Source organism: Paracoccus fistulariae (genome assembly GCF_028553785.1).
In the GTDB taxonomy this organism is placed as follows: domain Bacteria; phylum Pseudomonadota; class Alphaproteobacteria; order Rhodobacterales; family Rhodobacteraceae; genus Paracoccus; species Paracoccus fistulariae.
Genome location: NZ_CP067136.1, coordinates 878,179 through 903,991, shown reverse-complemented (window position 1 = coordinate 903,991; position 25,813 = coordinate 878,179). Strand labels below are relative to the sequence as shown.

The window sequence follows — 25,813 nt, the reverse complement described above, 5'->3', positions numbered from 1 at the left end:
GGAGACGAGTCATGGCTATCACCGCCGCTATGGTGAAAGAGCTGCGCGAAAGCACCGGCGCAGGTATGATGGACGCCAAGAAGGCGCTGACCGAAAACGATGGCGACATGCAGGCCGCCGTCGACTGGCTGCGCACCAAGGGCCTGGCTAAAGCCGCCAAGAAATCCGGCCGCGTTGCCGCAGAAGGTCTGGTCGGCGTGTCGGTCAATAACGGCAAGGGCGTCGCGGTCGAGCTGAACTCGGAAACCGATTTTGTCGCCAAGAACGCCGACTTCCAGCAACTGGTCCGCGACATTGCCGATGTTGCCCTGACCGTCGAGGAAGATGTCGAGGTTCTGCGCCAGACCCATCTGAACGGCCGCCCGGTCGAGGACGTTCTGACCGACGCCATCGCCCGCATCGGCGAAAACATGACCCTGCGTCGGTTGCATGTGCTGGAAGGCGATACCATCGTCTCCTACGTCCACAATGCGGCCGCGGAAGGCATGGGCAAGATCGGTGTTCTGGTCGCGCTGAACGGTCCCGAGGACAAGGCGCAGGAAATCGGTCGTCAGATCGCGATGCATATCGCGGCGACGAATCCGGCCTCGCTGTCGGAAGCCGATCTGGACCCCTCGCTGGTCGAGCGTGAAAAGGCCGTCCTGACCGAGCAGGCCCGCGAATCGGGCAAGCCCGAGGCCGTCATCGAAAAGATGATCGAAGGCCGCATGGGCAAGTTCTTCGAAGAGGTCACGCTGCTGAACCAGAAATTCGTCATCAACCCTGACATCACGGTTGCTCAGGCGGCCAAGGATGCAGGCGTTGAAGTGACCGGCTATGCCCGCGTCGCTGTCGGCGAAGGCATTGAGAAGAAAGAAGAAGACTTCGCCGCAGAAGTCGCGAAGACCCTGTCTGGCAACTGATTTAACCGCCAGTTTCGGACAATTCGGAAGCCGCCGGTCCACAGGATCGGCGGTTTTTTTCATGCAGGGGCCGGATTGGAAAAGGGCTTGCCGATAACGAGGTAAATCATCGGCAAGCCCTGCCTGGCTAGCAGGCTGCGTCGGGGACCGGGCAACTCGGTCCGATTGACGCTGCGTTCCTGACACAGATGTGTCACCACTCACGGAACATGTTCATAGAACGGATTAGATCAGATGAATGAAAGTCAGGTATTCCTTACCGTTCCGTTTCGTCAGGGATATCGCCCGAGAAGATCTGGTTCGTCAGATGCGCCTTCAGGATCGCCTGTGCGGTGTTTCCGGCCCCCAGACTGTCACGCGCAAGGCGCAGGTGTTTTTCGACGGTTGCGGGTGTAACCCCCAGAATTGTCGCGATTTCTGCGATGGTTTTTCCCGCTGAGCTCCATTCCAGGACCTCGCGCTGACGTTGTGTCAGCAGATTATTCTTGCGGCGGCGCTGGCTGGTGGCCATGCGCAAATGTGCGACCCAGCAGATCAGCGTCAATTCGCGACTATTTGCCTGCCACAGATTTATCGCCTCCTCCGCGCTGGCACCACGGCCCGGATTCAGCAGAATTGCGCCGTTGCTGCGCAGAACCTTGCCTTTCAGGCTGAACAGCATGCTGCCCTGAAACCCGTTCTGCTTGACCAGTTCGGACAGGCGGTCCGGCCCGCTGCGATTCGTGATCTGCTCGGTCGCGATGCAGCCATCATGCTCCAGCGCCCATTGGTCCCAGTTTGATCCGTAGATAATTCGCTGCGAGGTGAGCGTGTTGAGGAAGTTATCTGGAAAATTGCTCCAGACCTCCAATTCTTCATGGATGACAGTCGCCGGAAGTTGTGTCAGATATCGGGCGGCGTAAAGTGTGTACATGAAACCAAAGGATTGCATGGCCTCAAAAAGACATAATTGGATGTCCTCGACGGTAACCGCGTCTATCAGTCTGGAAATATATCGCGCCAAAACGAACCGAACCTGAAATTTGCAAAATTTCAGGCAATAAAATTACACAGTTGTGCCTTTGCCAAGCCCCAACTTCCGTGATGGTTAAATGTGCAGGTCTGGACCTGACGTGACTTCCCATGCGAAATGACGTTTCAGAAAAGAATCCCGGGACCAGAACAAGGGCTTATCCATGAGCTTTGCCATCGCAATCGACGGGCCGGCGGCATCGGGAAAGGGCACGATCGCGCGCGCGATCTCGGTCCATTTCGGCTTTCACCATCTGGATACCGGCCTGCTGTACCGCGCAACCGGCGCCAGAGGCGGGGATCCGGTGCAGGCGGCGCAATCCCTGACCGCCGAGGATCTGGCCCGCAGCGATCTGCGCTCGGCCCAGGCGGGGCAGGCGGCAAGCCGTGTCGCGGCCATCCCCGAGGTGCGGGCCGCCCTGCTGGATTTTCAGCGCCGTTTCGCCGCGCAAGAGCCGGGGGCCGTGCTGGACGGGCGCGATATCGGCACCGTGATCTGCCCCGATGCCGAGGTAAAGCTGTATGTCACCGCCTCGGATCAGGTTCGCGCCCACCGCCGCGCGGCCGAACTGGGCGCCGATCCGGCACAGATGCTGCGCGAATTGCAGGAACGCGACCGGCGTGACAGCGAACGTGCGACAGCGCCCCTGCGACCCGCCGATGATGCGGTGGTGCTGGACACCAGCGAGCTTGCCATCGATCAGGCCGTCACCCGGGCCATCGGGATTGTGGATCAGGTCTGGCAGCGCCGCTTGCCCTAGGCGCGCCAATCGGCAAATCTGGCGCGGCCAGGAGGAGAGCCCATGAACGTCCAGACCCGCAATGCATCGATCACAGCCGCGTCGGACGGCGTGTTCATCGACAATGAATGGCGCCCCTCGGCCAGCGGGGCGGTGCTGGATGTAATCGACCCCGCCAGCGGAGAGGTGTTCACCCAGATCGCCGCCGGCAATGCGCAGGATATCGACGCCGCCGTGCAGGCCGCCCGCCGCGCCCTGTCATCGGATTGGGGCCGGATGGCGGCAGCCGATCGCGGGCGCATCCTGACCCGCGCCGCGGCGCTTGTGACGGCGGGTTTTGACGAGTTGGCCGAGCTTGAGGCGCGCGATTGTGGCAAGCCGATCTCGCAGGCGCGGGCGGATATCACGGCGACGGCGCGCTATCTGGAATTTTATGGCGGGGCGGCGGACAAGGTGCATGGAGACATGATCCCCTTCATGCCGGGCTATTTCGTGACCACCGAACATGTCCCCCACGGCGTCACCGGCCATATCATCCCGTGGAACTATCCCGCGCAGATGTTCGGGCGCACCATCTCGGCCGCGCTGGCCATGGGCAATGCCTGCGTGCTGAAACCGGCCGAGGATGCCTGCCTGACGCCGATGCGCCTGTGCGAGATCCTGCGCGAGGCCGGCCTGCCCGCCGGTGCGCTGAATTGCGTGCCGGGGCGGGGGGAAGAGGCCGGGGCCGCGCTGTCGGCACATCGCGATGTCGATTTCCTCAGCTTCACGGGCAGCCCGCCGGTCGGCATCGCTGTGCAGGAATCGGCGGCGCGCAATCATATCGGCTGCACGCTGGAACTGGGCGGCAAGTCGCCGCAGATTGTGTTCGACGATGCCGATCTGGATGTCGTCATGCCGGTCGTCCTGAAGGCGATCACCCAGAATGCCGGTCAGACCTGTTCCGCAGGTGCGCGCCTGCTGGTGCAAGAGAGTATCGCCGATCAGGTCATCGACCGGCTGCGCGCCGATTTTCCAAAGCTGATCGCCGGGATGCAGCAGGGCGATCACGATCTGGGGCCGCTGATAAGCCCGAAGCAGAAAGGCCGCGTCGAAGGCTTCTGCCAGCAGGCCGACGCCGATGGCATCCCGCTGATCGCCCAGGGGCAGATTGCGGCAGATGCCGCTGCAAACGGCAATTTCGTCGCCCCGCGCGCCTATGGTCCGGTGCCGCGCGATCACCTGCTGGCGCAGGAAGAGGTCTTCGGTCCGGTGCTGGCGCTGATGGTGTTTCGTGATGAGGCCGACGCAATCGACCTGGCCAACCAGACCGATTACGGGCTGGTCGCGGGCGTCTAGTCGCGCGATGGCAGCCGCGCGATCCGCGTGGCCCGCCAGATCAAGGTCGGGCAGGTCTTTGTCAACGCCTATGGCGCGGGGGGCGGGATCGAACTGCCCTTTGGCGGCATGAAGAAATCCGGTCATGGCCGCGAAAAGGGCTTTGATGCGCTGTACGAATTCGCCGCCACGCGGACGATGGTCATCAAGCACGATTAGCGCATGGTCGAGGGGCTGAGCCATCTGACCTTCATCGCGGCCGATCTGGACCGGATGGAGGCGATTCTGACCGGCATCCTTGGCGCCCGCCGGATCTATGACAGCGACCGCGCGGAATTTTCCCTGTCGCCCGAGCGGTTCTACGATCTGGCCGGGCTGTGGATCGCGGTGATGCAGGGCGATCCCTTGCCCACGCGCAGCTATAACCACGTCGCTTTCAGGATCGCGGATGCCGATTACGACGACTATCTGACCCGGATCCGCGATCAGGGGCTGGACCTGCGCGAAGGCAGGCCGCGCGTCGTGGGCGAAGGGCGGTCGATCTATTTCCACGACCACGACAACCACCTGTTCGAACTGCATAGCGGCACCCTGCAGGAACGGCTGGCGCGCTATCGGCAGGGCTGATCAGCCGGGAATGATCTCGAATTTCACGACATCGACCATGCCGCGATCGGTGATCTTCAGGGCCGGGATCACGGGCAGGGCGGTGAAGGTCAGTTGCAGGAACGGCTCTTCCAGCGTCACGCCAAGGCTGTATGCCGCCTCTCGCATCAGGGCCAGACGGTCGCGGACATCCTCGAATGGTTCGAGGCTCATCAACCCGGCGACGGGCAGGGCCAGTTCGGCCAGGATCTTGCCGTCACGGGCGACGACGAAGCCGCCTTCGATCTGCGACAGCCGGTTCGCGGCCAGCGCCATGTCATCGTAATCCGCGCCCACCACGGCGATATTGTGGTGATCGTGGCAGACGGTCGAGGCGATGGCCCCATGCCTGATACCAAAGCCCTTGATAAAGCCGGTGGCGATATTGCCGTTCTTGCCGTGGCGTTCGATCACCGCGATGCGCATCAGGTCGCGTTCGGGATCGGGGCGTTTGTCACCATCCTGCGGCTGGATCTCTTCGCGCAGATGCTCGGTGATGATCTTGCCTTCCAGAATGCCGATCACATCTGTTTCGCTACGATTGCCGCTGCTGCGAAAATCATCCGCCGCCACCTGCGGCGCCCTGACCGAGGCGCGCCCGACCGGCGCGATATCCTGCCGGGCGGCAAAGGCGTCGGCATCGGCCACCCGCCCGCCGACGATGACCAGTTGCGCATGACAGCCTTCCAGGCTGTCCACAGCGACGATATCGGCGCGCAGGCCAGGCGCGATCAGCCCGCGATCCTTCAGCCCGAAGGCCTCGGCCGCCGAGAGCGAGGCGGCGCGATAGGCGGCCAGTGGCGATGTGCCCTTCTGGATCAGCCGCCGGATCATGTAATCCAGATGCCCCTGATCGGCGATATCCAGCGGGTTCCTGTCATCGGTGCACAGGCACATATAGGGCGCGGTAATGTCTGTCAGCACCGGCTGCAGCGCCTCAAGATCCTTGCTGACCGAGCCTTCGCGGATCAGCACCCGCATCCCCTTGCGCAGCTTTTCCGTGGCCTCCTCGGCGGTCGTCGCCTCGTGCTCGGTACGGATGCCTGCGGCGATATAGGCGTTCAGATCGGTGCCGCGCAGTTGCGGACAATGGCCGTCGATATGGCCGCCTTCGAACAGCCGCAGCTTGGCCATGGCCGCCGGGTCGCGATGAATCACGCCCGGATAATTCATGAATTCCGCCAGCCCGATCCCCGAGGGATGCGCCATCACCTGTTGCAGATCATCCGCCTCGATCCGCGCGCCCGACGTCTCCATATCCGTCGCGGGCACGCAAGAGGACAGCTGCACCCGCAGATCCATCAGCAGATGTTCCGAGGCGCGCTGGAAATAGCGGATCCCCTCCAGCCCGATGACATTGGCGATCTCATGCGGATCGCAGATCGCGGTGGTGACGCCGCGCGGGGTCACGCAGCGGTCGAATTCGAAGGGCGTGACAAGGCTGCTTTCGACATGCAGATGGGTGTCGATAAAGCCGGGCACCAGAATCAGCCCGGTCACGTCGATGACGCGCTGTCCCTGATACTCTGCCGCGATGCCGACGATCCGGTCGCCGCATATGGCAACATCGCTCGCGATCATCGTGCCCGTCATCAGGTCAAAGACCTGTCCGCCACGCAGAACCAGATCGGCGGGTTCATCGCCCTTCGCCTGGGCGATCCGGCGTTCAAGCTCGGACATGTCTTCTCCTTCAGTCAACGGTGCTGACCCTGTTTATCGCCGCTGCCGTCAGTGATTCGCGACCGCTAAGTTGTCTGCGCTATCCGGGGCGGGGCATCTTGCCCTTTGCGCAGGCAAATGGCCTGATGGCGTCGCAAGCAGATGGAGGGCGCGATGACACTGACAGCCGAGGATATGGGGGCCTATTTCCGAGCCGGAGGCAAGGCGGTGAATGGCTGGTGCAGTATCCCCTCGGGCGTCACGGCAGAGCTGATGGCGCAGACGGGCTTCGATATGCTGACCATTGATATGCAGCACGGGCTGATCGATTATCAGGTCGCGGTGCAGATGTTGCAGGCCATGTCGGCCAGCCCCGCGCCCAAGATCGTGCGCATCCCCTGGAATGAGCCGGGCATCGCCATGAAGATGCTGGATGCTGGGGCGACCGGTCTCATCTGCCCGATGATCAATACCGCCGATGAGGCCCGCGCACTGGTCGAGGCGACGCGATACGCGCCCCTTGGCGCGCGCAGCTATGGTCCCGTGCGTGCCGCCCGGCTGCATTCCGGCTATGTCGGTCGGTCGAATGATCTGGTGCAGGTCTTTGCGATGATCGAAACCGCCGAGGCGCTGGAAAATCGCGCCGAGATCATGGCGGTTCAGGGCTTGTCGGGGGTCTATATCGGGCCGTCTGATCTGGGCCTGTCGATGGGCTATGAGCCCAGCCTGACGCCCGGCGAACCGGCGGTTCTGGCCGCGATTGCCGATATTCTGGACACGGCCCGACAGGCGGGTCTGCTGGCGGGGATCCATTGCGGATCCGCCGCACGGGTCAGGCAGGTGCTGGAACAGGGCTTCGATTTCGGCTCGCTGGCCACCGATATCGGTCTGTTCGCGCAGGCGATGGGCCAGGCGCTGCAACAGGCGCGCGGCCCCGCCGTCACGGAGTCCAGTTCAGGAAATTACTGATCAGACGCAGGCCGACAGCCTGCGATTTTTCCGGGTGGAACTGGGTGCCGACGATATTGTCGCGCCCGACCACCGCCGTGACCGCGCCGCCGTAATCGGCATGCGCCAGAAGATGCGCCGGATCGGCCACCCTGAACTGCCAGCTATGGACGAAATAGGCGTGATCGCCGGGCGCGATCCCAGCCAGCACCGGATGCGGATTGTCGATCACCAGCTCATTCCAGCCCATATGCGGCACTTTCAGATCCGGCGCGTCGATCGCCACCACATCGCCACCGATCCAGTCCAGACCGGCGGTTTCGCGATATTCATGCCCCGTCGTGGCCAGCATCTGCATCCCGACGCAGATGCCCATGAAGGGCACGCCACGCGTCAGCACCGCATCGCGCAGGGCCTCGGCCATGCCGTCAACCTCGCCCAACGCGGCGCGGCAGGCGGGAAAGGCGCCATCGCCCGGAAGCACGATCCGGTCGGCGCGGGCGGCAATGGCGGGATCGGCGGTCACGACGATCTGGGCCCCGGCCTCGCGCCCCATCAGCTCAAAGGCCTTATGCGCCGAATGCAGGTTGCCGCTGTCGTAATCTATCAGCGCGACCTTCATAGCGCGCCCTTGGTCGAGGGCAGCGCGCCGACCATGCGCGGATCGGGCTCGACCGCTTCGCGCAGCGCGCGGGCGACGGCCTTGAAGGCGGCCTCGGCGATGTGATGGCTGTTGATGCCATCCAGCCGCGCGATGTTCAGGCTGATCCCGCCATGGGTGGACAGAGCCTGAAAGAATTCGCGCACCAGTTCGGTGTCAAAGCTGCCGATCTTCTGCGACGGAAAGTCGACATTCCACACCAGATAGGGCCGACCCGACAGATCCAGCGCGGCGCGGATCAGCGTGTCGTCCATGGCCAGCAGAAAGCTGCCATAGCGGCGGATGCCCTTCTTGTCGCCCAAGGCCTTGACCAGCGCCTGACCGATGGCGATGCCGGTATCCTCGACCGTGTGGTGGTCGTCGATATGCAGGTCGCCCGTGGCGCGGATGGTCATGTCGATCAGCGAATGGCGCGACAGCTGATCCAGCATGTGATCGAAAAAGCCGACCCCGGTCTGGTTGTCGAAGGTGCCGGTGCCATCAAGGTTCAGCGTCACCTCGATCTGGGTTTCGGCGGTCTTGCGGGTGATGGTTGCGTCGCGCATTGGGTTTCCTTTCATCGCCGCCCGCTTATAGGGGGTCGGGCGGGATCAGCCAAGGTACAGCTGACCTTCGGGATAGCGCACCCGCGGCTTTGACCGCGTGGCCAGAAAGAAGCCCAGCGTCAGCGGCCCGATCCGGCCCAGGAACATCATCACCATGATGACGATCTTGCCCAGCGGCCCAAGCTCGGGCGTGTAGTTCCGCGTCAGCCCGACATTGCCGAATGCGCTGGCCACCTCAAAGGTGACATCCAGAAACTGGCCGTCATGGGTGGCCATCAGGACAAAGGCGCCGACGAAATTCAGCACCGCCGCGATGGCGACCAGCGCCATGACCTTCAGCACGTCCTCCATGCCGATAGAGCGGCCAAAGGCCCAGATCTGCGTGCGGCGGCGGAAAAAGGCCAGCGTCGCCAGCAGCATCACCATCATCGTGGTGACCTTGATCCCGCCCGCGGTCGAGGTCGGCCCGCCGCCGATCACCATCAGCGCCATGTACAGCAAAGAGGTGGAATCGTGCAGCCCGGCAATATCGGTCGTCGCAAAACCCGCGGTGCGCGGTGTGACGCCCTGAAACCAGGCCAGCGTCAGCCGCACCAGCGGCGAGGCATATTGGCCCAGCGTGCGCGGGTTGTTCCATTCCAGCAGCGCCGTCAGCCCGACCCCGACGACGATCAGCGCCAGGCTGCCCACCACCATCAGCCGCGTATGCAGGCTCCAGCCCCGCCAGAAGCGGCGCCTGCGCATATCCGACAGCACGACATAGCCAAGCCCGCCCGCGATGAACAGCGCGGGCACCACGATATTGACGATGGGATTGGTGGCGTAATCGACCAGACCGCTGGAAAAGGTCGAAAACCCGGCATTGTTGAAGGCCGAGACCGAATGGAACAGCGCATGCCACAGGCCGCGCCAGACACCGAATTCCGGCACGAAGACAAAGGCCAGCGCCAGCGCGCCCAGAACCTCGGCCAGGATCACCACGCGGATGATGACGGCCACCATCTTGGTCAGGCTGCTGAACGAGGTCTGGTTCAGATCCTCGCGCAGATAGGTCTGCTGCCGCAATCCGATGGGCATCCCAAGCGCCGAAAAGACCAGCACCGCAAAGCTCATCAGGCCCAGCCCGCCCAGTTGTACCAGCACGATCAGGATCAACTGGCCCCAGAAGGTCATGCCGGTCTCGACATCGATCACCGACAGCCCCGTTACCGTGATGGCCGAGGTCGAGGTGAACAGCGCATCCATCATCGAGATCGGCGCCGTGGTCGCGACGGGCAGCTTCAGCGCCAGCGCCCCCAGAATGACCAGCACCAGATAGCCCAGGCCCAGCACCGCCGGGGGCGAGGAATGGTGCAACCTCTGCCTGACCCGTTTCCAGATCGTCCTGCGACGGCGGCTCACAACGTCTCGCTGAACTGTGACAGTTCCGGCTTGCGGCCCAGAAGCAGCAGGCGGTCGCCGATCTTCAGGCGCTTGTCCGGATCCGTCTGGATATATTCCGTGCCCCGCATCATCCCTAGGGCCCGGATACCCTGTCCAAGCCGCAGATCCGCGATGGTCCTGCCGTCCAGCTCCTCGGGGACGCGGACATTCACGACGTTATAGCCATTGCCAAGCGAGACATAATCCTGAACCGCAGGATTGTTCATCATCTGCGCGGTGTGGCGGCCCATCTCGATATCGGGCAGCAGGACACGATCGACGCCCATTTTCGACATGATGCGGTGATGGGTGCGGTTATCGGCCTTGACCCAGATCGTCTCGACCCCGATCAGCTTCAGGTTCATCACCGACAGGATGCTGCTTTCCAGATCATTGCCCATCGACACCAGCGCGACATTGTAGTTCTCGACCCCGGCCTCGCGCAGCGCGGCGTCGTCAGAGGCGTCCAGAATGGCGACGTTGCTAAGCTTTTCGGCCATATCCGCGACGCGTCTTTCGTCGCTGTCGATCCCTAGCACGTGGTTTCCGAATTGTGCCAATGTCCCGGCGACGACGCTGCCGAAGCTGCCAAGACCCAAAATCACAAAATTCCGTTTCTTCCTGCCCATGGCATATCGCTCCTTCGGTGGGCTGGTTTGAGCACCACCGGCGCGGCGGGTCAACTGATCTTGCGCAGGTCCCATGGGCGCGCATGATCGCGGCGCTGCCCGGCAAAAACCGGGAAAGCCCGGTTCCCTGTGCCACATTTGTCGGATTTATGCCCGCAAGTGTCGTGTTTCACGTCACTTTTCCTGCGCTGGTGGCGATTTTGATATAAATGTGAAATACACGTCACTGCAGAATCAGAAACTTGTTCGGGGCTATTCGCGATTTGCGAAGGCTGCATGTCCGTTGGCATGCCATGGCGCAGCTTACCCCGAACATCGATAACGAAGATGAAAGGGACCGATGGCACAACCTCCCAAAAACCCCAACCAAAAGGGCCACAAGGGCCAGCCAGGTGACCGGCTGCGTGAGCAGGAGGCGCTGAAAGGCAAGCACCAGGCGCCGCCAGAGCCCGAACCCGCCGTCGAGGATATTCCCGCGCCCGAGGGACCGACGGAAATCATCGAGACCGACTATCAGGTCGGTCAGGACAATATCGAAGGGACGGGCGCTGTTCCCTTCGACATCCACAACCCGGTCTTCATGATCTCGGGGCTAGCGGTGGTGCTGTTCACCGCCGTGACCTATTTCTTTCCGGAACTGCTTGGCCCGATGTTCGAGGGGCTGCGCAATACCCTGACCAGTAATCTGGACTGGTTCTTCATTCTGGCCGCGAACCTGTTCGTGGTGCTGTGCATCGTGCTGGTGCTGTCGCCGCTGGGCAAGGTCCGTCTGGGCGGTCCCGACGCGACACCGGATTTCAGCCTGACGGGCTGGTTCGCGATGCTGTTCGCGGCCGGCATGGGCATCGGGCTGATGTTCTATGGTGTCAGCGAACCGCTGGGCCATTTCGACGCGGCTCTTGGTGGGCCTGTCATCGAGAACGGCGTGCGCACCGACTGGGCACCGCTTGATGGCGCGGCCGGGGATGAGATGGGGGCAAGGCGTCTGGCCATGGCCGCCACGATCTTCCACTGGGGTCTGCACCCCTGGGCGATCTATGCCGTGGTGGCCCTGTCGCTGGCGCTCTTTGCCTATAACAAGGGGCTGCCGCTGACGCTGCGCTCGGTCTTCTATCCGCTGTTTGGCGAACGTGTCTGGGGCTGGCCCGGCCATATCATCGACATTCTGGCGGTGCTGGCCACGCTGTTCGGTCTGGCCACCTCGCTTGGGATTGGCGCGGGTCAGGCGGCTGCGGGCTTCAACTTCCTCTTCGATATCCCGAACACCGTGACGACCATGGTTTTCCTGATCATCGTGATCACCGGCATCGCCACCATGTCTGTCGTGCTGGGTGTTGAAAAAGGCGTCAAGCGCCTGTCCGAGATCAATATGGTGCTGGCGGTGCTGCTGCTGTTCTTCATCATCATTTTCGGCCCGACCATGAGCATCCTGACCGGCTTCTTCGGCAACCTGCTTAGCTATGCGGAAGATATCATCCCGCTGTCCAACCCCTTCGGGCGCACGGATGACAACTTCCGTCAGGGCTGGACGGCCTTCTACTGGGCCTGGTGGATCAGCTGGTCACCCTTTGTCGGCATGTTCATCGCCCGCGTGTCGCGCGGCCGGACGGTACGGGAATTCCTGACCGCCGTGCTGATCGTGCCCTCGCTGATCTCGGTGCTGTGGATGACGGCGCTTGGCGGCACGGCCATCAGCCTGACGCTGGACGGGTTCGAGGGCATCCGCAACGCCGCGCTGGAACTGCAGCTTTTCGAGATGCTGTCGCAACTGCCGATGACGGGGCTGACCAGCCTTGTGGGCATCATCCTGGTGATCGTCTTCTTCGTCACCTCCTCGGATTCGGGTTCGCTGGTGATCGACACCATCGCGGCGGGCGGCAAGGTGAATTCGCCGGTGCCGCAGCGCATCTTCTGGTGCGTCTTTGAAGGTCTGGTGGCCATTGTGCTGCTGCTGACCGGCGGTCTGGCGGCCTTGCAGGCGATGGCGGTCTCGACCGGCTTCCCCTTCACCATCGTCCTGCTTCTGGCCTGCTGGGCGCTGGTCAAAGGCCTGCTGGGCGAAAGGCGAGAACTTGCCTGAAACACGGCAGATATCCATCAGAACGGGCAGGGAAACCTGCCCGTTCTTGTTTTATGGCGCAGGCAGTGTCACAAGATGTTGTGACGCCATGAGAGGACCACGCGATGAGCGAGATTTCTGTCAGCGAACGGCGGCTGAGTGCCGCGCTTGATCGCATTGACCAGCTTCTGGAGGCGGGACCGTCCCGTGCGCCGGGCGCGGTCCCTGACGATTCGCAGCTTCAGTCGCGTCTGGATGAGGTTCTGGCGGAAAATGCGCGGCTGAAGGCGCGGATTGCCGCGCAGGACAACGATGCCACGCCCGCCGATGCAGGGCAGGAACGGATGGCCAGCGCGGTGGAACAGGCGGCGCGGCTGGCGGCGGCCAATGACGATCTGGCCTCGGCCAATCGCGCGCTGATCGAGGCGGCCTCGGGCGAGGGCGACATGATCGAGGCCGCCAGTGTCGCGCTGGAGGCGGAAATCGAAGCCCTGCGCGCGGCCCGCGCGGCTGAAATCGCGCAACTTGGCGATATCATGGGCGAATTAGAGCGTTTGCTGGCCGAAGGCGGTGACGCCGGACAGGCGGTCGGCGAAGATCAGGACGGGGGCAGCTAATGGCCGAGGTCGAATTTACCATCGGGCACAAGGAATATCGCATCGGCGCGCAGGATGGCGAAGAACGCCTGTTGCAGCGCGCGGCGGCTATACTGGATGGCGAGGCGCAGCAGATCCTGCAACAGGCGGGCCGCACGCCCGAGCCGCGCCTGCTGCTGTTGGCGGGTCTGATGCTGGCCGATCGTTTCGCCACGATGGAAGAACGCGCCACCAAGGCGGAACGCCACCTGAACCGTCTGCAATCGAACCCGGAACGGGTCGAGGTGCCGGTGATCCCCGCCGATCTGAAAGAGGCCATGGCCGAACTGGCCGCCCGCGCCGAATCCCTGGCCGAACGGCTGGAAGAACAGCAATCAGGCGGCTGATCTTAACGTTTTTTTAAGGCGGAAGAGGGCAGGGTCGTCGTATGATCCATCTTCGCCTGCTTCTTTGCTGTCTGATTCCCCTGCTGGCCCTGTCGGGCTGCGCAAGCCCGTCGCCGGATATGATGGGAAGCTCGCGCGGCGATGTGACGGTCGAGGGTATCCGCTTCACGGTCTACCACGATCTCAACCGGGCAGAGGTCGTGCGCCGTGGCGGCTATATGACCATGCGACAGCGCGACCGGGTGCCCGCGCTGATCTATCGCGCGGCGGAACAGGCATCGGGCTGCGCGTCTATTCCCGGCAGCCTGACAACGCGGCTACCGGGCGATACCGGCGTCGGGCGGGTCGATCTGGCCTGTTGAATTCAGCCCTCGCCCAGGAAATTCGACAGGATATCGGCCACGATCTCAGGCGCGTCGGCATGCAGCCAATGCCCGGCACCCTTGACGCGAATGACCTTGGCCTGCGGGAAATAGGCGCGCAGGGCGTCCTGCCGTTCCTCGGTGACATAGCGGGATTCTTCGCCCATCACCTCGATCACCGGGCCGTCGAAACTGCCGCGCGGCAGATCCTCGGGCCAACCGATGATCTGCGGCATCTGATCGCGCAGGGCCGCCAGATTCAGCCGCCAGCGCGGCGGATCGGATTTCAGGTCCAGCGATTGCAGCAGAAAGGCACGCACGCCCGGCTCATCCACATCGGCGGCCATGGCCTTGTCGGCCGTGCTGCGGCGGTCGATGGTGGGCAGGTCCAGCGCCTCCATCGCGTCGATATATCCCGTCTGCGTGTGGCGATAGGCGACCGGGGCGATATCCATCACCACCAGCTTGCGGATCAGATCGGGCTGCGTCAGCGCCAGCGCCATCGCCGCCTTGCCGCCCATGGAATGTCCGACCAGATCGGCCCTGCCGCCCAGCTCGCGGATCAGTTCGGCCAGATCGTCGGCCATCGCTGGATAGCTGTTATCGTCGTCCCACGGGCTGTCGCCGTGATTGCGCAGATCGACAGTGACGACGCGGCGGGTCTGCGACAGCCTGCGGGCCTGCGCGTTTAGATTTCGGCCCTGGCCGAACAGGCCGTGAACCAGCAGGACGGGCAGGCCGGTTTCGGGGCCGGTGATGGTGTGATTCAGCTTCATGCCGCGATCCTACGGTGTCTGGCGTTGCGCCACCATCCCGTTTAAACAGTGGCCATGGGCAGCGACACAAAAACATTCGAAGATATTTCCCCGATGGCGGATGAGGTCGCGCGCCTGATGGTGTCGCGTCTGGGCGGCGCACGACGCGGGGAGCAGCCGTCACTGCAGGTCATGCTGCGGCGTCGCGGCGGCGCCCTGCCGCGCCGGTTGCGCAAACACGCCCACAGGCTGGCACAGGCCGATCAACTGGCCGCGCAGCCCAAGATCGCCCGTCAGCAGGACATGCCCCGCCTGACGCAGGGCCATCGCGCCCTTGTCAAATATCTGCAGCCCTTGGGAGAGATCAGCCGCTGGCAAAGCGGGCTGATCAATTTCGCCGCATCGGTGATGTTCGGGCTGCTGATTCTGGCGGCAGTGGTGATCTGGCTGATGGTGATGCGCGGCGGGATCTAGGCCGCAGCCTTGCAGATGATGCAAGGCTGCAAGTCACCTCCGATGGCTTGCCAAAGCGTCGGGCCTGACCGATGTTAGCGCCTTACTTTTCTTCAGGACATGACCATGGACCAGAATCGTGATTTTCGTCACGCGATCCTTGCGCTTGCGCTTGGATCATTTGCGATCGGAACGTCGGAATTCGCGGCAATGGGGCTTCTGCCCTATTTCGCCGCAGATCTTGGCATATCCGAGCCGCAGGCAGGCCATGTCATCAGCGCCTATGCGCTTGGCGTGGTGGTTGGCGCGCCGCTGACCTCGGTTCTGGGGGCCAGGCTGCCGCGGCGGCGCTATCTGGCGGCTTTGATGGCCTTTTACGCGGTGATGAACCTGCTTGCGGCGGTTCTGCCGGGGCTGTTCGTGCTGACCTCGATGCGCTTTCTGGCCGGTCTGCCGCATGGCGGTTTTCTGGGCGTCGGCATGCTTTACGCGGCGGATGCCCTGCCGCGCGAACATCGCGCACGCGGCGCGGCGCAGGTGCTGATGGGGCTGACGGTCGCCAATATCATCGGCGTGCCGCTGGCGGGCTGGCTGGGGCAGGTGCTGGACTGGCGGTGGGGCTTCGCGCTGCCGGGGGCGATTGCCGCGCTGTCTGCGGTGCTGATCCTGAAGCTGGCCCCGCGTGTCGGCGGCAATCCCGATGCGCGCCCGATGGATGAGCTGCAGGCGCTGACCAATGCGCGCGTTCTGTGGCTGCTGGCGCTTGGATCGGTGGCGACCGGTGGCGTTTTCGCCGTCTATGCCTATCTGACATCGGCGATCCTGCAGACGACCGAGGCGCCGGCATGGGCGATTCCGGTGGCGCTGATGGCCTTCGGTCTGGGCGCGACGCTGGGCACATGGGCCGCCGGGCGCGTGACCGAGCGGCTTGGCCAGGTGCGGGCGATGTTCTTCTACCTGGGTTCCATGGCGCTGACGCAGGCCTTCGCGTCCTATGCTGTTGGCAGCTGGCCGCTGATGATCCTGTCATCCTTCCTGCTGGCTTTGGGTGCCGGTCTGGTGATCCCGTTGCAATTGCGGCTGATGGATGTCGCCGGACCTGCGCAGAACATGGCGGCGGCGATGAACCACGCCGCCTTCAATGCGGCCAATGCGCTTGGCCCCTTTGTCGCCGGCCTGGCGCTTGGGGCGGGCTATGGCTATGGCTCGAACGGGCTGGTCGGTGTCGCGCTTACGGCGGCGGGGGCAGTCGTTCTGATCCTGTCGCTGCGTTACGAGCGGCAATCTCTGGCCTTGGCAGGGACCGCATGATGACCTGTCGCGAGGTCGAGGAGAATTCCCGCCTCCAGGTGACGTAAAGCACGACAAGGGCCCCGGCCAGCAAGGTCCAGGGCCCCATCAGCCACCCCAAAGAGCCAAGCGCGAAATAGACGCTGCGCAGCCCGGCATTGAAGCTGCGGGCAGCGGTGATGTTCAGGTCGGCGGCCTGCATCGCACGCTCGGCCGCGATCGGGTCGCGCGCATCATTGGGCACCGCCGCCATCAGGATCGCGCAATAGCCGAACAGCCGATGCGCCCAGACGAATTTCAGGAAGGCAATGACGACAAAGAACATCGTCACCAGCAGCTTCATCTCCAGCGGCACCCCGTCGGGTTGCGCGATCTCCAGCCCCTGGGTCAGGCCGCGCAGCGGATCGGCATTGCGGATCAGCGCCAGCAGCCCGCCCGTCGCGATCATGCAGGCCGAGGCGAAGAAGGCCGTGCCCTCGCGCAGGCTTGACAGAATATTGCCGTCAAAGATGCGCGGATCGCGCTCGATGAACTGCCGCATCCATTCGCGGCGATAGCGTTTCATCAGGACCGAGACGGACGGCTTGCCCGCCGGCGGGCTTTCGGTCGCGACGCCGATTCCCAGCCAGGTGATGAAAAGCAGGATCGCCGCAGCGAAATCCACGGGATATTGGGTGATCAGATCCAGAACGTGCTGCTGCATGCGGCGATCTTAGGATATCGCGCAGCCGGAAGGAAAGGGCGCGCGAAATGGCCGTGATCGGAAAATCACGCGGGTCTTGAAGCCGCCAATTTCTGCCCTAAATTTTTCTGTGGCGGCCATGATGGCGCCACAATCGCCCGCCCGATGATTGGGGGGCACCATGATATGCATCGCTTTGAAAGGGTGTAACCTATGCGTAACTTTGACCTGACCCCGCTTTACCGTGCCTCGGTCGGTTTCGACCGTCTGGCAGATGTCGTTGACCGTGCCATGTCGGCGGAAGTCTCGGCCTCGGCCTATCCTCCCTATAATATCGAAAAGACGGGCGAGAATACCTATCGCATCTCGATCGCCGTGGCAGGATTTGCCGCCGATGATCTGAATGTCGAAATGCGTGATGGTTCCGTGATCGTCTCGGCCCGCAAGGCCGAGGAGGAAAAGGACCGGACCTATCTGCATCGCGGCATCGCCACGCGCGCCTTTGAACGCAAGTTCACGCTGGCCGATCACGTGCGCGTCGATGGCGCCAGCCATGTCGATGGCATGCTGCATATCGACCTGATCCGCGAGATCCCCGAGGCGCTGAAACCGCGCCGGATCGAGATCGCGAAATCCGCGCCCAAGGTGGAAAAGCTGGACGCCTGATCCGCTTTCCCTGACCTTTTCTTTGGCCCGCCGAGCGATTTCGGCGGGCTTTTTGATGCGCGGCTTGCATCATCGCCACAGGTGTCCTATCAGCCGCCCGCCGGTCGCAGCCTACCCGGTTATCAAAACAAGGGTGACATAGATGAAAACTGCTGTTGTCTGCTCTGGCGGACTCGATTCCGTTTCTCTGGCCCATGTGATGGCCCAGCAGGGGAACCTGTCACGCATCCTGTCTTTCGATTACGGGCAGCGCCATCGCAAGGAACTGGACTTTGCCCGCCGCGCCGCCGACAGGCTGCAGGTGCCTTTTCATCTGATCGACATGCGCTCGGTCGGTGCGGCACTGACCGGTTCGGCACTGACCGATGATATCGACGTGCCGGATGGCCATTACGCCGAAGATACGATGCGCGTCACCGTGGTGCCGAATCGCAATGCGATCATGCTGACCATCGCCTTCGGCATCGCAGCGGCGCAGGGCGATGATGCGGTGGCCACGGCGGTGCATGGCGGCGATCACTTCATCTATCCCGATTGCCGGCCCGATTTCACTCTGGCCTTTGCCAAGATGCAGCGGGCGGCCCTGTCGGGCTATGCCAATGTCGCGCTGCATGTACCCTTCGTGCAGCAAAAGAAATCCGATATCGTCGTTGCGGGTGCCCGCGCCGGAACGCCCTTCGCGGAGACATGGTCCTGCTACAAGGGCGGCGAGGTCCATTGCGGCCGCTGCGGCACCTGCGTCGAGCGGCGCGAGGCCTTTCATCTGGCCGGGGTCGAGGATCCGACCGATTATGCCGATCCAGATTTCTGGCGCAGCGCCACGCGCGGCGGGGGGCAGGGCTGATGTACCGGATTGCAAAGGAATTCCACTTCTCGGCCTCGCATCAACTGTCGCATCTGCCCGCGGATCACCAATGCGCGCGGCTGCACGGGCATAATTACGTGGTCTTCGTGGAACTGGCGGCGTCCGATCTGAATGCCGATGGCTTCGTGCGCGATTACCACGAACTGGCGGCGCTGAAGTCTTATATCGACCAGAATTTCGATCACCGGCATCTGAATGATGTGCTGGACGGGCCATCCACCGCCGAACATCTGGCGCGGCATTTCTTTGACTGGTGCCGCGAACGCTGGCCCGAAACCGCTGCCGTCAGGGTGTCCGAGACGCCCAAGACCTGGGCCGAGTATCGTCCATGAGCCTGCGCATCGCTGAAATCTTTGGTCCGACGATTCAGGGCGAGGGCGCGCTGATCGGTCAGCCCACGGTGTTCATCCGCGCGGGCGGTTGCGATTATCGCTGCAGCTGGTGCGACAGCCTGCATGCGGTGGACAGCCGGTACCGCCATGACTGGCAGGTGATGCAGCCCGATGAGGTCATGGATCGGGTCGTCGCGCTGTCCGGGGGTCAGCCGGTGATGGTCTCGATCTCGGGCGGGAACCCGGCGATCCAGGATTTCGCGCCGGTCATCGCGCAGGGGCGGGCGCTTGGCTATCGCTTTGCCTGCGAAACTCAGGGGTCGGTCGCGCGCGACTGGTTTGCGGATCTGGACCTGCTGGTCCTGTCGCCGAAGCCCCCCTCCAGCGGTGAGCAGGTGGACTGGGTGGCATTCGACAGATGCCTGCAGGCGGCGGGCAGGGCCGACCGCATCCTGAAGATCGTGATTTTCGATCAGCGGGATCTGGACTGGGCGCAGGATGTCGCCGCCCGCTATCCACGGTTGCCGCTTTACCTGCAGCCCGGCAATCCCGAGACCGATCCCGCCCAAGCCGTCGATCCGCAGGATCTGGCCGACCGCATGCTGTGGCTGGTCGATCAGACCGTGGGTCGAGGCTGGCTGCGGCCACGGATCCTGCCGCAGCTGCATGTGCTGATCTGGGGCAACAGGCGCGGTGTGTGATCCGCGAAAGGAGAGATTATGACCGAGACGATCTACAGCAACCTGACCCAGTTGGGCGGCCAGACCGAATTGCCGCAAAACCCCGAAGAGGCGGTGCTGGAACGGGTGCGCAATCCGCAGGCCGATGTCAGCTATAATGTGCGCTTCACCGCGCCCGAATTCACCTCGCTTTGTCCGATGACGGGTCAGCCCGATTTCGCGCATCTGGTGATCGATTACGTGCCCGGAGACTGGCTGGTCGAATCGAAATCGCTGAAGCTGTTTCTGGGCTCTTTCCGCAATCACGGCGCCTTTCACGAGGATTGCACCATCTCGATCGCGCGGCGTCTGGTCGATTTTCTTCAGCCGCGCTGGCTGCGGATCGGAGGCTATTGGTATCCGCGCGGCGGCATTCCGATTGACGTCTTCTGGCAAAGCGGCGCAATGCCCACCGATGTCTGGATCCCCGATCAGGGCGTGCCGCCCTATCGCGGGCGGGGCTAGGGCAGAAGCAGCGTCATGGCGGCCAGTGCCATGACCAGCAGAAAGACGGTCTCGGACAGGATCAGCGCGAAATGGCGCGGGCCAAGCGCAAAAAGCGCGGCCAGCGATGTCCGCACCCCAAGGGCCGCAATCGCGATCAGCAGCAGCCATTGCGACAGGGACGAGGCCAGATCGGCAAGGGCAGCGGGGACGAGTCCCAGACTGTTCAGCGCGAAACAGGCCAAGAAGCCCAGCACGAAACCCGGCAGGCGCAGCGATCCGGCTCCGTCCCCGCCGCGCCCCGACAGCAACAGTACCGCCAGCAGCACCACCGGTAGCATGACGACACGCTGCAGCTTGACCATCGTGGCCACATCGCCGGCCGTATCGCTGACCGAATAGCCCGCGCCAACCACCTGCGCGACATCATGGACGGTGGCGCCGATCATGAACCCCGCTTCGGCATCGTTCATCCCCAGCATGGTGAACAGCGCCGGATAAAAGATCATTGCCAGCGTTGACAGCGCGGTGACGGCCACCACGGTGAACAGCGCGTCCTGTTCCAGCTGCTTGCTTTTGGGCAGGATCGCCGAGATTGCCAGTGCGGCCGAGGCACCGCAGATCGCCACCGATCCCCCGGTCAGCAACCCGAAGCGCCAGCGCCGTTTCAGCAGCGGCGACAGGGCCAGCCCGAACAGGATCGTCGCCACCATCAGCCCGACCACCACCGCAAAGGACCGCCAGCCCAGTTCCGACAGATCGGCCAGGCTCAGCCGAAAGCCCAGCAGCGCGACCCCAAGGCGCAGCAGGCTGGTCGAGGTCGCCTCTAACCCCGCAGCGGTTTTCGGATGATCGGCCAGAAAGTTGAAGGCCATGCCGATCAGCAGCGCCATCAGCATCGCGGGCGCGCCGTAATGTTCGGACAGAAAGCGCGCCGCCGCCGCCACCAGACAGGCCAGCAGAAAGCCGGGCCACAGCGCGACAAGATGCGGGGCAATCTGGCGGGGGTGCGGAAGGCTGGGGCGTGGCATGGCAGGATCCGGGATCTGGTCGGTGGTCATGGCCCTGACGGCCAATGCCCGACAGCTTTGCCGTGTCGGAGGGCCAGAGGAAAGGCCGGATGTCGTGAAACTGTCCCGAAACACATGGCGGCGCGGGAAGGATCGCGCGCTTAGCCTTCATCAACTTGCCCATGCTGCCCGGGTGTTCTATTTTTGTTCCATGAAACGCGGGTTGCAGGAAAAATTGGCCATTCTGGCGGATGCGGCGAAATACGACGCCTCTTGCGCCTCATCCGGCACGACGCGCCGCGACAGCAGCAAGGGCGGCATCGGCAGCGCGGGCGGCACGGGGATCTGTCACGCCTATACGCCGGATGGGCGCTGCATCAGCCTGTTGAAGATCCTGATGACGAATTTCTGCATTTACGACTGCGCCTATTGCATCAATCGCGTCTCCAGCCGGGTCGAGCGGGCAAGGTTTTTGCCCGACGAGGTCGTCACCCTGACGCTGGAATTCTATCGCCGGAACTATATCGAGGGGCTGTTCCTGTCCTCGGGCATCATCCGCAGCCCGGACGACACGATGGCCGATATGGTGCGGATCGCGCGGATGCTGCGGCAGGATCACGGGTTCAAGGGTTACATCCACCTGAAAACGATCCCCGAGGCCAGCAAGGAGCTGATCGACGAAGCGGGGCTTTATGCCGACCGCCTGTCGATCAATATCGAACTGCCGCAGGATGCCAGCATCCGGCAACTCGCCCCGCAGAAAAAGCCCGAGACGATTCGCGCCGCCATGGCCGATGTCCGTCTTGCGCGCGAGGCCAGCCGCGACAGATCGTTTCGCGGCAAGCGTCCAGCGCGGTTTTCACCTGCCGGGCAATCGACGCAGATGATCGTGGGCGCGGATCAGGCGACGGACGGGCATATCCTGACCACGGCATCGCGGCTCTATACCGGCTATCGGCTCAGCCGCGTCTATTATTCCGCGTTCAGCCCCATTCCCGACAGCTCGGCCGCGCTGCCGCTGATCAAGCCGCCGATGATGCGGGAACACCGGCTGTATCAGGCCGATTGGCTGATGCGCTTCTATGGCTTTGACGCGGAAGAGATTACCAGCGCCGCACCCTCGGGCAATCTGGATCTGGCGGTGGATCCGAAACTGGCCTGGGCGCTGGCACACCGCCACAGCTTTCCCCTTGATGTGAACCGCGCCAGCCGCGAGATGCTGTTGCGCGTGCCGGGCTTTGGCACGCGCACGGTGCAGCGGATTCTGGCGGCGCGGCGGTCGGGGCTGCTGCGCTATCACGATCTGCTGCGCATCGGGGCGCTGATGAAGAAGGCGCAGCCCTTCATCAGCCTGCCCGACTGGTCGCCCAAGGGCCTGACCGACAGCGCCAATCTGCGCGCAAGATTTGCGCCCCCGCCTGAGCAACTGTCGCTGATATGAGCTTTCTTGTCAGGCTGCCGCAACTGGGCGCGGGGCAGGCGTGGCGTGACGCTGCGCGGCGTCTGGCCAGCCACCGGATCCCGGCGGATCAGGTGGAATGGGCTCGTTTCGATCAGCCTCAGGGCTTGCTGGCCGACAGGCCCCTGCCTGCCGGGACGGGCGGGCACGAGGTCCGGGCCAGCAAGGATCTGATCGCGCTGCTGAATTCGGTGATCTGCCACAGCGACGAACAGGCGATGGCGCTGTGCTATCAGATGTTGCTGCGGCATCAGCAGGATCCGCGCGCGGCGCAGAACCCGGCTGACCGGCTGACGCATCAACTGCACGCGATGGATAAATCCGTGCGCCGCGATATTCACAAGATGCATGCCTTTCTGCGCTTTCGGGAATTGCCCGGCTCAGGCGCGCGCCGCCGCTTTGCCGCCTGGTTCCAGCCGCAGCATTTCATCACCGAACGTGCGGCCACCTTCTTTGCCAAGCGTTTCGGCGACATGGACTGGACGATCCTGACGCCGGAAGCGACCATCACATTTGACTGTGGCAGGCTTTATTTCGCGCCACCGCCACCCAGCCGACCCGATCTTCCCGAAGATGCCAGCGAGGCGTTATGGGCGGTCTATTTTCAGAACATCTTCAATCCGGCGCGGGTCAAGATCGCGGCGATGACCTCTGAAATGCCGCGCAAATACTGGAAGAACCTGCCCGAAACGCGGCTGATCCCCGGCATGCTGGCCGATGCCGAACGCCGGGTCGAGGCGATGCGTCAGGCCATGCCCAGCGTCGCCCCGGAACGTGCGCAGCGGATTCTTGAGCGGCTTGCGCCAGACCCCATGCCCACGCAGCCGCAAACGCTTGAGGAGGCCGCGCTGGTCGCCCGATCTTGCGCGCGCTGCGGGCTGTGCGAGGCCGCCACCCAGACCGTCTGGGGCGAGGGCGATGCCACCGCGCCGCTGATGATCGTCGGTGAACAGCCGGGCGATCACGAAGATCTGCAGGGCCGCCCTTTCGTCGGTCCCGCCGGTCAGGTTTTGCGGTCCCAGATGGCGGCGGCGCAGGTCGGGCCGGTATGGCTGACGAATGCGGTGAAGCATTTCAAGTTCCAGCCGCGCGGCAAGCGGCGTCTGCATCAACGGCCCAATCAGGGCGAGGTGCAGCATTGCCGCTGGTGGCTGGATCTGGAGCGGCGCTTCGTCCAGCCGCGGCTGACCGTGGCCCTTGGCGCGACCGCGGCCTTTGCCGTGACGGGCAGCGCGGCGGCGATCCGTGACCGGCGCGGCAATGTCGAGGCTGCGCAGGATGGCGGGCCGGTGCTGATTACCTGGCATCCCAGCTATATCCTGCGCCTGCCGGATGTCGAGGCGCAGCAGGCCCGCGCCCAGCTTCGCGCCGATCTGACCAGGGCCGTCGAGATTCTGGCTTAGCGTGGGGCGCATGTGAAAACGGGCGGCCAGCGCCGCCCGTCGTGGATGCCTGTCCTAGAAGGATCAGTTCGCGGTCGATTGCAGCAGATCGGTGATCCGGCGCACGGAAGCGCGGCGGTTTTCGCGAATGTCACCGTCGCGATTGATCTTCAGGAACCTCTCGCCATAGCCCTGCACGACCAGATTTTCCGGCGGCACGTCGAAATATTCGCTCAGCGCCAGGGCCACGGATTCCGCCCGCCGGTCCGACAGCGCCAGATTGGCGGCGTCCGATCCGACCGTGTCGGTATAGCCTTCGATCAGAAACACCTCGCGCGGGTTGTCCGCGATGGTCTTGCGGATCACATCGCCCAGCAGCGCCAGTTCCTGCGCCTGATCGGGCTTGATCGCGGCAGATCCGGTGTCAAATGTGATCGCGTCGATATCGACTGGCGCGACCAGCGACCGGACCTGTGGGATGTCGCGGATCTGGGCCAGCGTGAAACGACGATCCGCCGCCGATTCGGCCAGCAGTGCGGCGCGAAGCTGATCTTCGTTCATGCTGGCAGCGGTGGCGCTGTTGCGATTGACCGGGGCGGGCAGGGCGGCAAGGTCCACCGGCTCCGCCACGGTTTCGTCGATCAGCCGCGTGCTGCTGCCATCGGGCGATACCAGCGTCCGGCGCAGCACCCGCAGATCGGCGTCGCGGATGGTAATGACCTTGCTGCCATCGGCGCGGGTGACGATGCTGCGCGAAGAGCCGTCGTCGAAATTCTCGGTCGTGACCGTCGATCCGGGCTGACGCAGCAGCGCGACCTCGTCCTTGATGATCTGCTGGCTGCCATCGGCGCGGGTCACGACGACGCGGTCCGGGGTGCTAAGCTGCACCTGCCGGTTATTGCTCAGCATCGCGCCTACGGCGACACCGCCCAGACCCAGCAGAAGCGCCTTGCCCAGATCGTTGTCATCATCATCCTTGCTGCTGGCGGCCTGCGCTGCCGCTGCCGTATCGGTGCCAGTCGCTGTCTCCCGCGCATCGCTGAGGCTGGTGGCGAAATCCTCATCCGAGGAACGGCTGTTTTCTTCGGTCACGTTCTCTTCGGTGATCTGGCCGTCCGTGGCGTCGTCATCCAGCGCCGCTGCGGCGGGCAGTTCGGTCGCTGCTGCGGCCTCCTTGGCGGCCTCGGTTTCCTCGGCCTCCGCTTCGGGGGCCGTTTCTGGCATGGTGGGGTCTTCCACCGGGTCGGACTGCGCCTCGGTCGCCGTCGCTTCGGCTTCTTCGGCGGGCATCTCGCTGTCCTCGGCGTTTTCTTTTGCTGTTTCCTCGGCCAGGGCCTCTTCCAGCGCCTGCGGATCCGTCGCAGGGTCTTCGGCGGGTTCCGCCATATCTTCGGCCGCGTCCATTTCAGGCTGGGCCGGTTCCTCGGTCACGGCATCCTCCATCGTCTCGGGCTCGGCGGTGGGCTCGGTGACGGGTTCCTCGCTTGGCATGGACTCTGCGGGTTCTTCCACGACTTCTTCGGCGGGCGTGGCCTCTGTGGGTTCTTCCGCAACTTCCTCTGCGGGCATGGTCTCTGCAGGTTCTTCTGCTGCCTCCTCGGCAGGCACAGGCTCGACATCCGGTTCGGCTTCGGCCTCGACGCTATCGGCGGGGGCTTCGGTCGACATCTCTTCGCCTGTGACCTCTGCGGCTGGATCTTCAACCGGCGCGGCCTCTGCCTCGGCTTCCGGCAGGGGCAGGGGTTCGGCCATCTGTTCGTCAGCGGCGGCCTCGGGCATTTCGGTCTGGGCCAGGGCCAGATGCGGCGCCAGCAGTGACATGCAGGCGGCGATGGCGGTGGTGTTATGGATAATTCGGCGCATAGCAGCTCCTT

Annotated in this window: 27 protein-coding genes and 1 pseudogene; 18 read left to right on the top strand and 10 right to left on the bottom strand. The window is 63.6% G+C overall.

The genetic code is table 11. From position 1 onward, the window contains the following. Positions 1-11: 11 nt before the first annotated feature. Positions 12-902: a translation elongation factor Ts gene (tsf, locus tag JHX87_RS04475; protein ID WP_271882684.1), complete on the top strand. Its 891-nt coding sequence runs from the start codon at positions 12-14 to the stop codon at positions 900-902. 256 nt (positions 903-1,158) lie between these two features. On the opposite strand, the gene JHX87_RS04470 is transcribed toward tsf, so the two are convergent. Further along, on the bottom strand, positions 1,159-1,905 hold the full coding sequence (locus JHX87_RS04470) for a helix-turn-helix transcriptional regulator (RefSeq protein WP_271882682.1): 747 nt from the start codon (positions 1,903-1,905) through the stop codon (positions 1,159-1,161). 172 nt (positions 1,906-2,077) lie between these two features. Here JHX87_RS04470 and JHX87_RS04465 point away from each other — a divergent pair, with 172 nt between their 5' ends. From JHX87_RS04465 to fosX, 3 genes and pseudogenes are all read left to right on the top strand, one after another. Continuing rightward, on the top strand, positions 2,078-2,674 hold the full coding sequence (locus JHX87_RS04465; protein WP_271882681.1) for a (d)CMP kinase: 597 nt from the start codon (positions 2,078-2,080) through the stop codon (positions 2,672-2,674). A 42-nt stretch (positions 2,675-2,716) separates the two neighbouring features. Then, positions 2,717-4,189 (top strand): annotated as a pseudogene (locus JHX87_RS04460) (aldehyde dehydrogenase family protein). A gap of 3 nt (positions 4,190-4,192) precedes the next feature. Further along, positions 4,193-4,597 (top strand): FosX/FosE/FosI family fosfomycin resistance hydrolase, encoded by a 405-nt coding sequence (gene fosX / locus JHX87_RS04455; RefSeq protein ID WP_271882679.1) that lies wholly within the window; start codon positions 4,193-4,195, stop codon positions 4,595-4,597. Here the strand turns inward: fosX and ade are convergent, their stop codons facing one another. Beyond that, on the bottom strand, positions 4,598-6,295 hold the full coding sequence (gene ade, locus JHX87_RS04450) for an adenine deaminase (RefSeq protein ID WP_271882678.1): 1,698 nt from the start codon (positions 6,293-6,295) through the stop codon (positions 4,598-4,600). A gap of 153 nt (positions 6,296-6,448) precedes the next feature. Between ade and JHX87_RS04445 the strand changes: the two genes are divergently transcribed. Beyond that, the gene (locus JHX87_RS04445) at positions 6,449-7,243 is read left to right on the top strand and encodes an HpcH/HpaI aldolase family protein (protein ID WP_271882677.1); all 795 of its coding nucleotides are present in this window, start codon (positions 6,449-6,451) and stop codon (positions 7,241-7,243) included. Here JHX87_RS04445 and hisH read toward each other — a convergent pair. From hisH to JHX87_RS04425, 4 genes are read right to left on the bottom strand one after another with little or no spacing between them, the layout of a single operon-like run. Beyond that, the gene (hisH, locus tag JHX87_RS04440) at positions 7,215-7,844 is read right to left on the bottom strand and encodes an imidazole glycerol phosphate synthase subunit HisH (protein WP_271882675.1); all 630 of its coding nucleotides are present in this window, start codon (positions 7,842-7,844) and stop codon (positions 7,215-7,217) included. The genes JHX87_RS04445 and hisH overlap by 29 nt on opposite strands. Beyond that, positions 7,841-8,428, bottom strand: coding sequence for an imidazoleglycerol-phosphate dehydratase HisB (gene hisB, locus JHX87_RS04435; protein ID WP_271882673.1), 588 nt, complete (start codon positions 8,426-8,428; stop codon positions 7,841-7,843). The genes hisH and hisB overlap by 4 nt, the downstream gene beginning before the upstream one ends. Before the next feature lie 45 nt (positions 8,429-8,473). Next, entirely contained in the window at positions 8,474-9,829 is a 1,356-nt protein-coding gene (locus JHX87_RS04430) for a TrkH family potassium uptake protein (protein ID WP_271882671.1), read from the bottom strand. Further along, positions 9,826-10,479 (bottom strand): potassium channel family protein, encoded by a 654-nt coding sequence (locus JHX87_RS04425; protein ID WP_271882670.1) that lies wholly within the window; start codon positions 10,477-10,479, stop codon positions 9,826-9,828. The genes JHX87_RS04430 and JHX87_RS04425 overlap by 4 nt, the downstream gene beginning before the upstream one ends. 340 nt (positions 10,480-10,819) lie before the next feature. Between JHX87_RS04425 and JHX87_RS04420 the strand changes: the two genes are divergently transcribed. The 4 genes from JHX87_RS04420 (at position 10,820) to JHX87_RS04405 (ending at position 13,882) form a co-directional block, all read left to right on the top strand. Then, positions 10,820-12,559, top strand: a complete 1,740-nt coding sequence (locus JHX87_RS04420; protein ID WP_271882668.1) for a BCCT family transporter — start codon at positions 10,820-10,822, stop codon at positions 12,557-12,559. Positions 12,560-12,663: 104 nt separating this feature from the next. Beyond that, the gene (locus tag JHX87_RS04415) at positions 12,664-13,155 is read left to right on the top strand and encodes a hypothetical protein (RefSeq protein WP_271882667.1); all 492 of its coding nucleotides are present in this window, start codon (positions 12,664-12,666) and stop codon (positions 13,153-13,155) included. Then, on the top strand, positions 13,155-13,520 hold the full coding sequence (zapA, locus tag JHX87_RS04410) for a cell division protein ZapA (protein ID WP_271882665.1): 366 nt from the start codon (positions 13,155-13,157) through the stop codon (positions 13,518-13,520). Before JHX87_RS04415 ends, zapA begins: the two co-directional genes overlap by 1 nt. 41 nt (positions 13,521-13,561) lie before the next feature. After that, positions 13,562-13,882 (top strand): hypothetical protein, encoded by a 321-nt coding sequence (locus JHX87_RS04405; protein WP_271882664.1) that lies wholly within the window; start codon positions 13,562-13,564, stop codon positions 13,880-13,882. Positions 13,883-13,884: 2 nt separating this feature from the next. On the opposite strand, the gene JHX87_RS04400 is transcribed toward JHX87_RS04405, so the two are convergent. Further along, positions 13,885-14,658 carry an alpha/beta fold hydrolase gene (locus JHX87_RS04400; RefSeq protein WP_271882663.1) on the bottom strand — a complete coding sequence of 258 codons (774 nt, stop codon included), beginning with the start codon at positions 14,656-14,658 and terminating at the stop codon, positions 13,885-13,887. A gap of 93 nt (positions 14,659-14,751) precedes the next feature. On the opposite strand from JHX87_RS04400, the gene JHX87_RS04395 reads away from it, so the two are divergent. Both JHX87_RS04395 and JHX87_RS04390 read left to right on the top strand, forming a co-directional pair. Further along, complete coding sequence (locus tag JHX87_RS04395) at positions 14,752-15,111, top strand: hypothetical protein (protein ID WP_272833836.1); 360 nt, start codon at positions 14,752-14,754, stop codon at positions 15,109-15,111. A gap of 105 nt (positions 15,112-15,216) precedes the next feature. Continuing rightward, a complete protein-coding gene (locus JHX87_RS04390; RefSeq protein ID WP_271882659.1) occupies positions 15,217-16,401 on the top strand; it encodes an MFS transporter in 1,185 nt (394 codons plus the stop codon). Here JHX87_RS04390 and JHX87_RS04385 read toward each other — a convergent pair. Beyond that, complete coding sequence (locus JHX87_RS04385) at positions 16,322-17,083, bottom strand: DUF599 domain-containing protein (protein WP_271882658.1); 762 nt, start codon at positions 17,081-17,083, stop codon at positions 16,322-16,324. The genes JHX87_RS04390 and JHX87_RS04385 overlap by 80 nt on opposite strands. A gap of 192 nt (positions 17,084-17,275) precedes the next feature. Here JHX87_RS04385 and JHX87_RS04380 point away from each other — a divergent pair, with 192 nt between their 5' ends. The 5 genes from JHX87_RS04380 (at position 17,276) to queF (ending at position 20,109) form a co-directional block, all read left to right on the top strand. Continuing rightward, positions 17,276-17,728, top strand: coding sequence for an Hsp20 family protein (locus JHX87_RS04380; protein WP_271882656.1), 453 nt, complete (start codon positions 17,276-17,278; stop codon positions 17,726-17,728). Between the two features lie 142 nt (positions 17,729-17,870). Next, on the top strand, positions 17,871-18,572 hold the full coding sequence (queC, locus tag JHX87_RS04375) for a 7-cyano-7-deazaguanine synthase QueC (protein ID WP_271882654.1): 702 nt from the start codon (positions 17,871-17,873) through the stop codon (positions 18,570-18,572). Further along, positions 18,572-18,925 (top strand): 6-pyruvoyl trahydropterin synthase family protein, encoded by a 354-nt coding sequence (locus JHX87_RS04370; protein WP_271882652.1) that lies wholly within the window; start codon positions 18,572-18,574, stop codon positions 18,923-18,925. The genes queC and JHX87_RS04370 overlap by 1 nt, the downstream gene beginning before the upstream one ends. After that, positions 18,922-19,626, top strand: coding sequence for a 7-carboxy-7-deazaguanine synthase QueE (queE, locus tag JHX87_RS04365; protein WP_271882651.1), 705 nt, complete (start codon positions 18,922-18,924; stop codon positions 19,624-19,626). The genes JHX87_RS04370 and queE overlap by 4 nt, the downstream gene beginning before the upstream one ends. An 18-nt stretch (positions 19,627-19,644) precedes the next feature. Continuing rightward, positions 19,645-20,109 (top strand): preQ(1) synthase, encoded by a 465-nt coding sequence (gene queF / locus JHX87_RS04360; RefSeq protein ID WP_271882650.1) that lies wholly within the window; start codon positions 19,645-19,647, stop codon positions 20,107-20,109. Here queF and JHX87_RS04355 read toward each other — a convergent pair. Next, positions 20,106-21,119, bottom strand: a complete 1,014-nt coding sequence (locus JHX87_RS04355; protein WP_271882649.1) for a YeiH family protein — start codon at positions 21,117-21,119, stop codon at positions 20,106-20,108. The two genes, queF and JHX87_RS04355, sit on opposite strands and share 4 nt — an antisense overlap. A 190-nt stretch (positions 21,120-21,309) precedes the next feature. Between JHX87_RS04355 and JHX87_RS04350 the strand changes: the two genes are divergently transcribed. Together JHX87_RS04350 and JHX87_RS04345 are read left to right on the top strand one after the other, a co-directional pair. After that, positions 21,310-22,539 (top strand): putative DNA modification/repair radical SAM protein, encoded by a 1,230-nt coding sequence (locus JHX87_RS04350; RefSeq protein ID WP_271883462.1) that lies wholly within the window; start codon positions 21,310-21,312, stop codon positions 22,537-22,539. Continuing rightward, the gene (locus JHX87_RS04345; protein ID WP_271882648.1) at positions 22,536-23,960 is read left to right on the top strand and encodes a UdgX family uracil-DNA binding protein; all 1,425 of its coding nucleotides are present in this window, start codon (positions 22,536-22,538) and stop codon (positions 23,958-23,960) included. The genes JHX87_RS04350 and JHX87_RS04345 overlap by 4 nt, the downstream gene beginning before the upstream one ends. Before the next feature lie 63 nt (positions 23,961-24,023). Here the strand turns inward: JHX87_RS04345 and JHX87_RS04340 are convergent, their stop codons facing one another. Further along, positions 24,024-25,802: an OmpA family protein gene (locus tag JHX87_RS04340; protein WP_271882647.1), complete on the bottom strand. Its 1,779-nt coding sequence runs from the start codon at positions 25,800-25,802 to the stop codon at positions 24,024-24,026. Positions 25,803-25,813 lie beyond the last annotated feature (11 nt).

Excerpts from the sequence above, each read along its gene's own strand:
- tsf (WP_271882684.1), top strand. The coding sequence starts at position 12 with ATGGCTATCACCGCCGCTATGGTGAAAGAGCTGCGCGAAAGCACCGGC.
- JHX87_RS04465 (WP_271882681.1), top strand. The coding sequence starts at position 2,078 with ATGAGCTTTGCCATCGCAATCGACGGGCCGGCGGCATCGGGAAAGGGC.
- fosX (WP_271882679.1), top strand. The coding sequence starts at position 4,193 with ATGGTCGAGGGGCTGAGCCATCTGACCTTCATCGCGGCCGATCTGGAC.
- ade (WP_271882678.1), bottom strand. The coding sequence starts at position 6,295 with ATGTCCGAGCTTGAACGCCGGATCGCCCAGGCGAAGGGCGATGAACCC.
- JHX87_RS04445 (WP_271882677.1), top strand. The coding sequence starts at position 6,449 with ATGACACTGACAGCCGAGGATATGGGGGCCTATTTCCGAGCCGGAGGC.
- hisH (WP_271882675.1), bottom strand. The coding sequence starts at position 7,844 with ATGAAGGTCGCGCTGATAGATTACGACAGCGGCAACCTGCATTCGGCG.
- hisB (WP_271882673.1), bottom strand. The coding sequence starts at position 8,428 with ATGCGCGACGCAACCATCACCCGCAAGACCGCCGAAACCCAGATCGAG.
- JHX87_RS04425 (WP_271882670.1), bottom strand. The coding sequence starts at position 10,479 with ATGGGCAGGAAGAAACGGAATTTTGTGATTTTGGGTCTTGGCAGCTTC.
- JHX87_RS04420 (WP_271882668.1), top strand. The coding sequence starts at position 10,820 with ATGGCACAACCTCCCAAAAACCCCAACCAAAAGGGCCACAAGGGCCAG.
- JHX87_RS04415 (WP_271882667.1), top strand. The coding sequence starts at position 12,664 with ATGAGCGAGATTTCTGTCAGCGAACGGCGGCTGAGTGCCGCGCTTGAT.
- zapA (WP_271882665.1), top strand. The coding sequence starts at position 13,155 with ATGGCCGAGGTCGAATTTACCATCGGGCACAAGGAATATCGCATCGGC.
- JHX87_RS04405 (WP_271882664.1), top strand. The coding sequence starts at position 13,562 with ATGATCCATCTTCGCCTGCTTCTTTGCTGTCTGATTCCCCTGCTGGCC.
- JHX87_RS04400 (WP_271882663.1), bottom strand. The coding sequence starts at position 14,658 with ATGAAGCTGAATCACACCATCACCGGCCCCGAAACCGGCCTGCCCGTC.
- JHX87_RS04395 (WP_272833836.1), top strand. The coding sequence starts at position 14,752 with ATGGCGGATGAGGTCGCGCGCCTGATGGTGTCGCGTCTGGGCGGCGCA.
- JHX87_RS04390 (WP_271882659.1), top strand. The coding sequence starts at position 15,217 with ATGGACCAGAATCGTGATTTTCGTCACGCGATCCTTGCGCTTGCGCTT.
- JHX87_RS04385 (WP_271882658.1), bottom strand. The coding sequence starts at position 17,083 with ATGCAGCAGCACGTTCTGGATCTGATCACCCAATATCCCGTGGATTTC.
- JHX87_RS04380 (WP_271882656.1), top strand. The coding sequence starts at position 17,276 with ATGCGTAACTTTGACCTGACCCCGCTTTACCGTGCCTCGGTCGGTTTC.
- queC (WP_271882654.1), top strand. The coding sequence starts at position 17,871 with ATGAAAACTGCTGTTGTCTGCTCTGGCGGACTCGATTCCGTTTCTCTG.
- JHX87_RS04370 (WP_271882652.1), top strand. The coding sequence starts at position 18,572 with ATGTACCGGATTGCAAAGGAATTCCACTTCTCGGCCTCGCATCAACTG.
- queE (WP_271882651.1), top strand. The coding sequence starts at position 18,922 with ATGAGCCTGCGCATCGCTGAAATCTTTGGTCCGACGATTCAGGGCGAG.
- queF (WP_271882650.1), top strand. The coding sequence starts at position 19,645 with ATGACCGAGACGATCTACAGCAACCTGACCCAGTTGGGCGGCCAGACC.
- JHX87_RS04355 (WP_271882649.1), bottom strand. The coding sequence starts at position 21,119 with ATGCCACGCCCCAGCCTTCCGCACCCCCGCCAGATTGCCCCGCATCTT.
- JHX87_RS04350 (WP_271883462.1), top strand. The coding sequence starts at position 21,310 with ATGAAACGCGGGTTGCAGGAAAAATTGGCCATTCTGGCGGATGCGGCG.
- JHX87_RS04345 (WP_271882648.1), top strand. The coding sequence starts at position 22,536 with ATGAGCTTTCTTGTCAGGCTGCCGCAACTGGGCGCGGGGCAGGCGTGG.
- JHX87_RS04340 (WP_271882647.1), bottom strand. The coding sequence starts at position 25,802 with ATGCGCCGAATTATCCATAACACCACCGCCATCGCCGCCTGCATGTCA.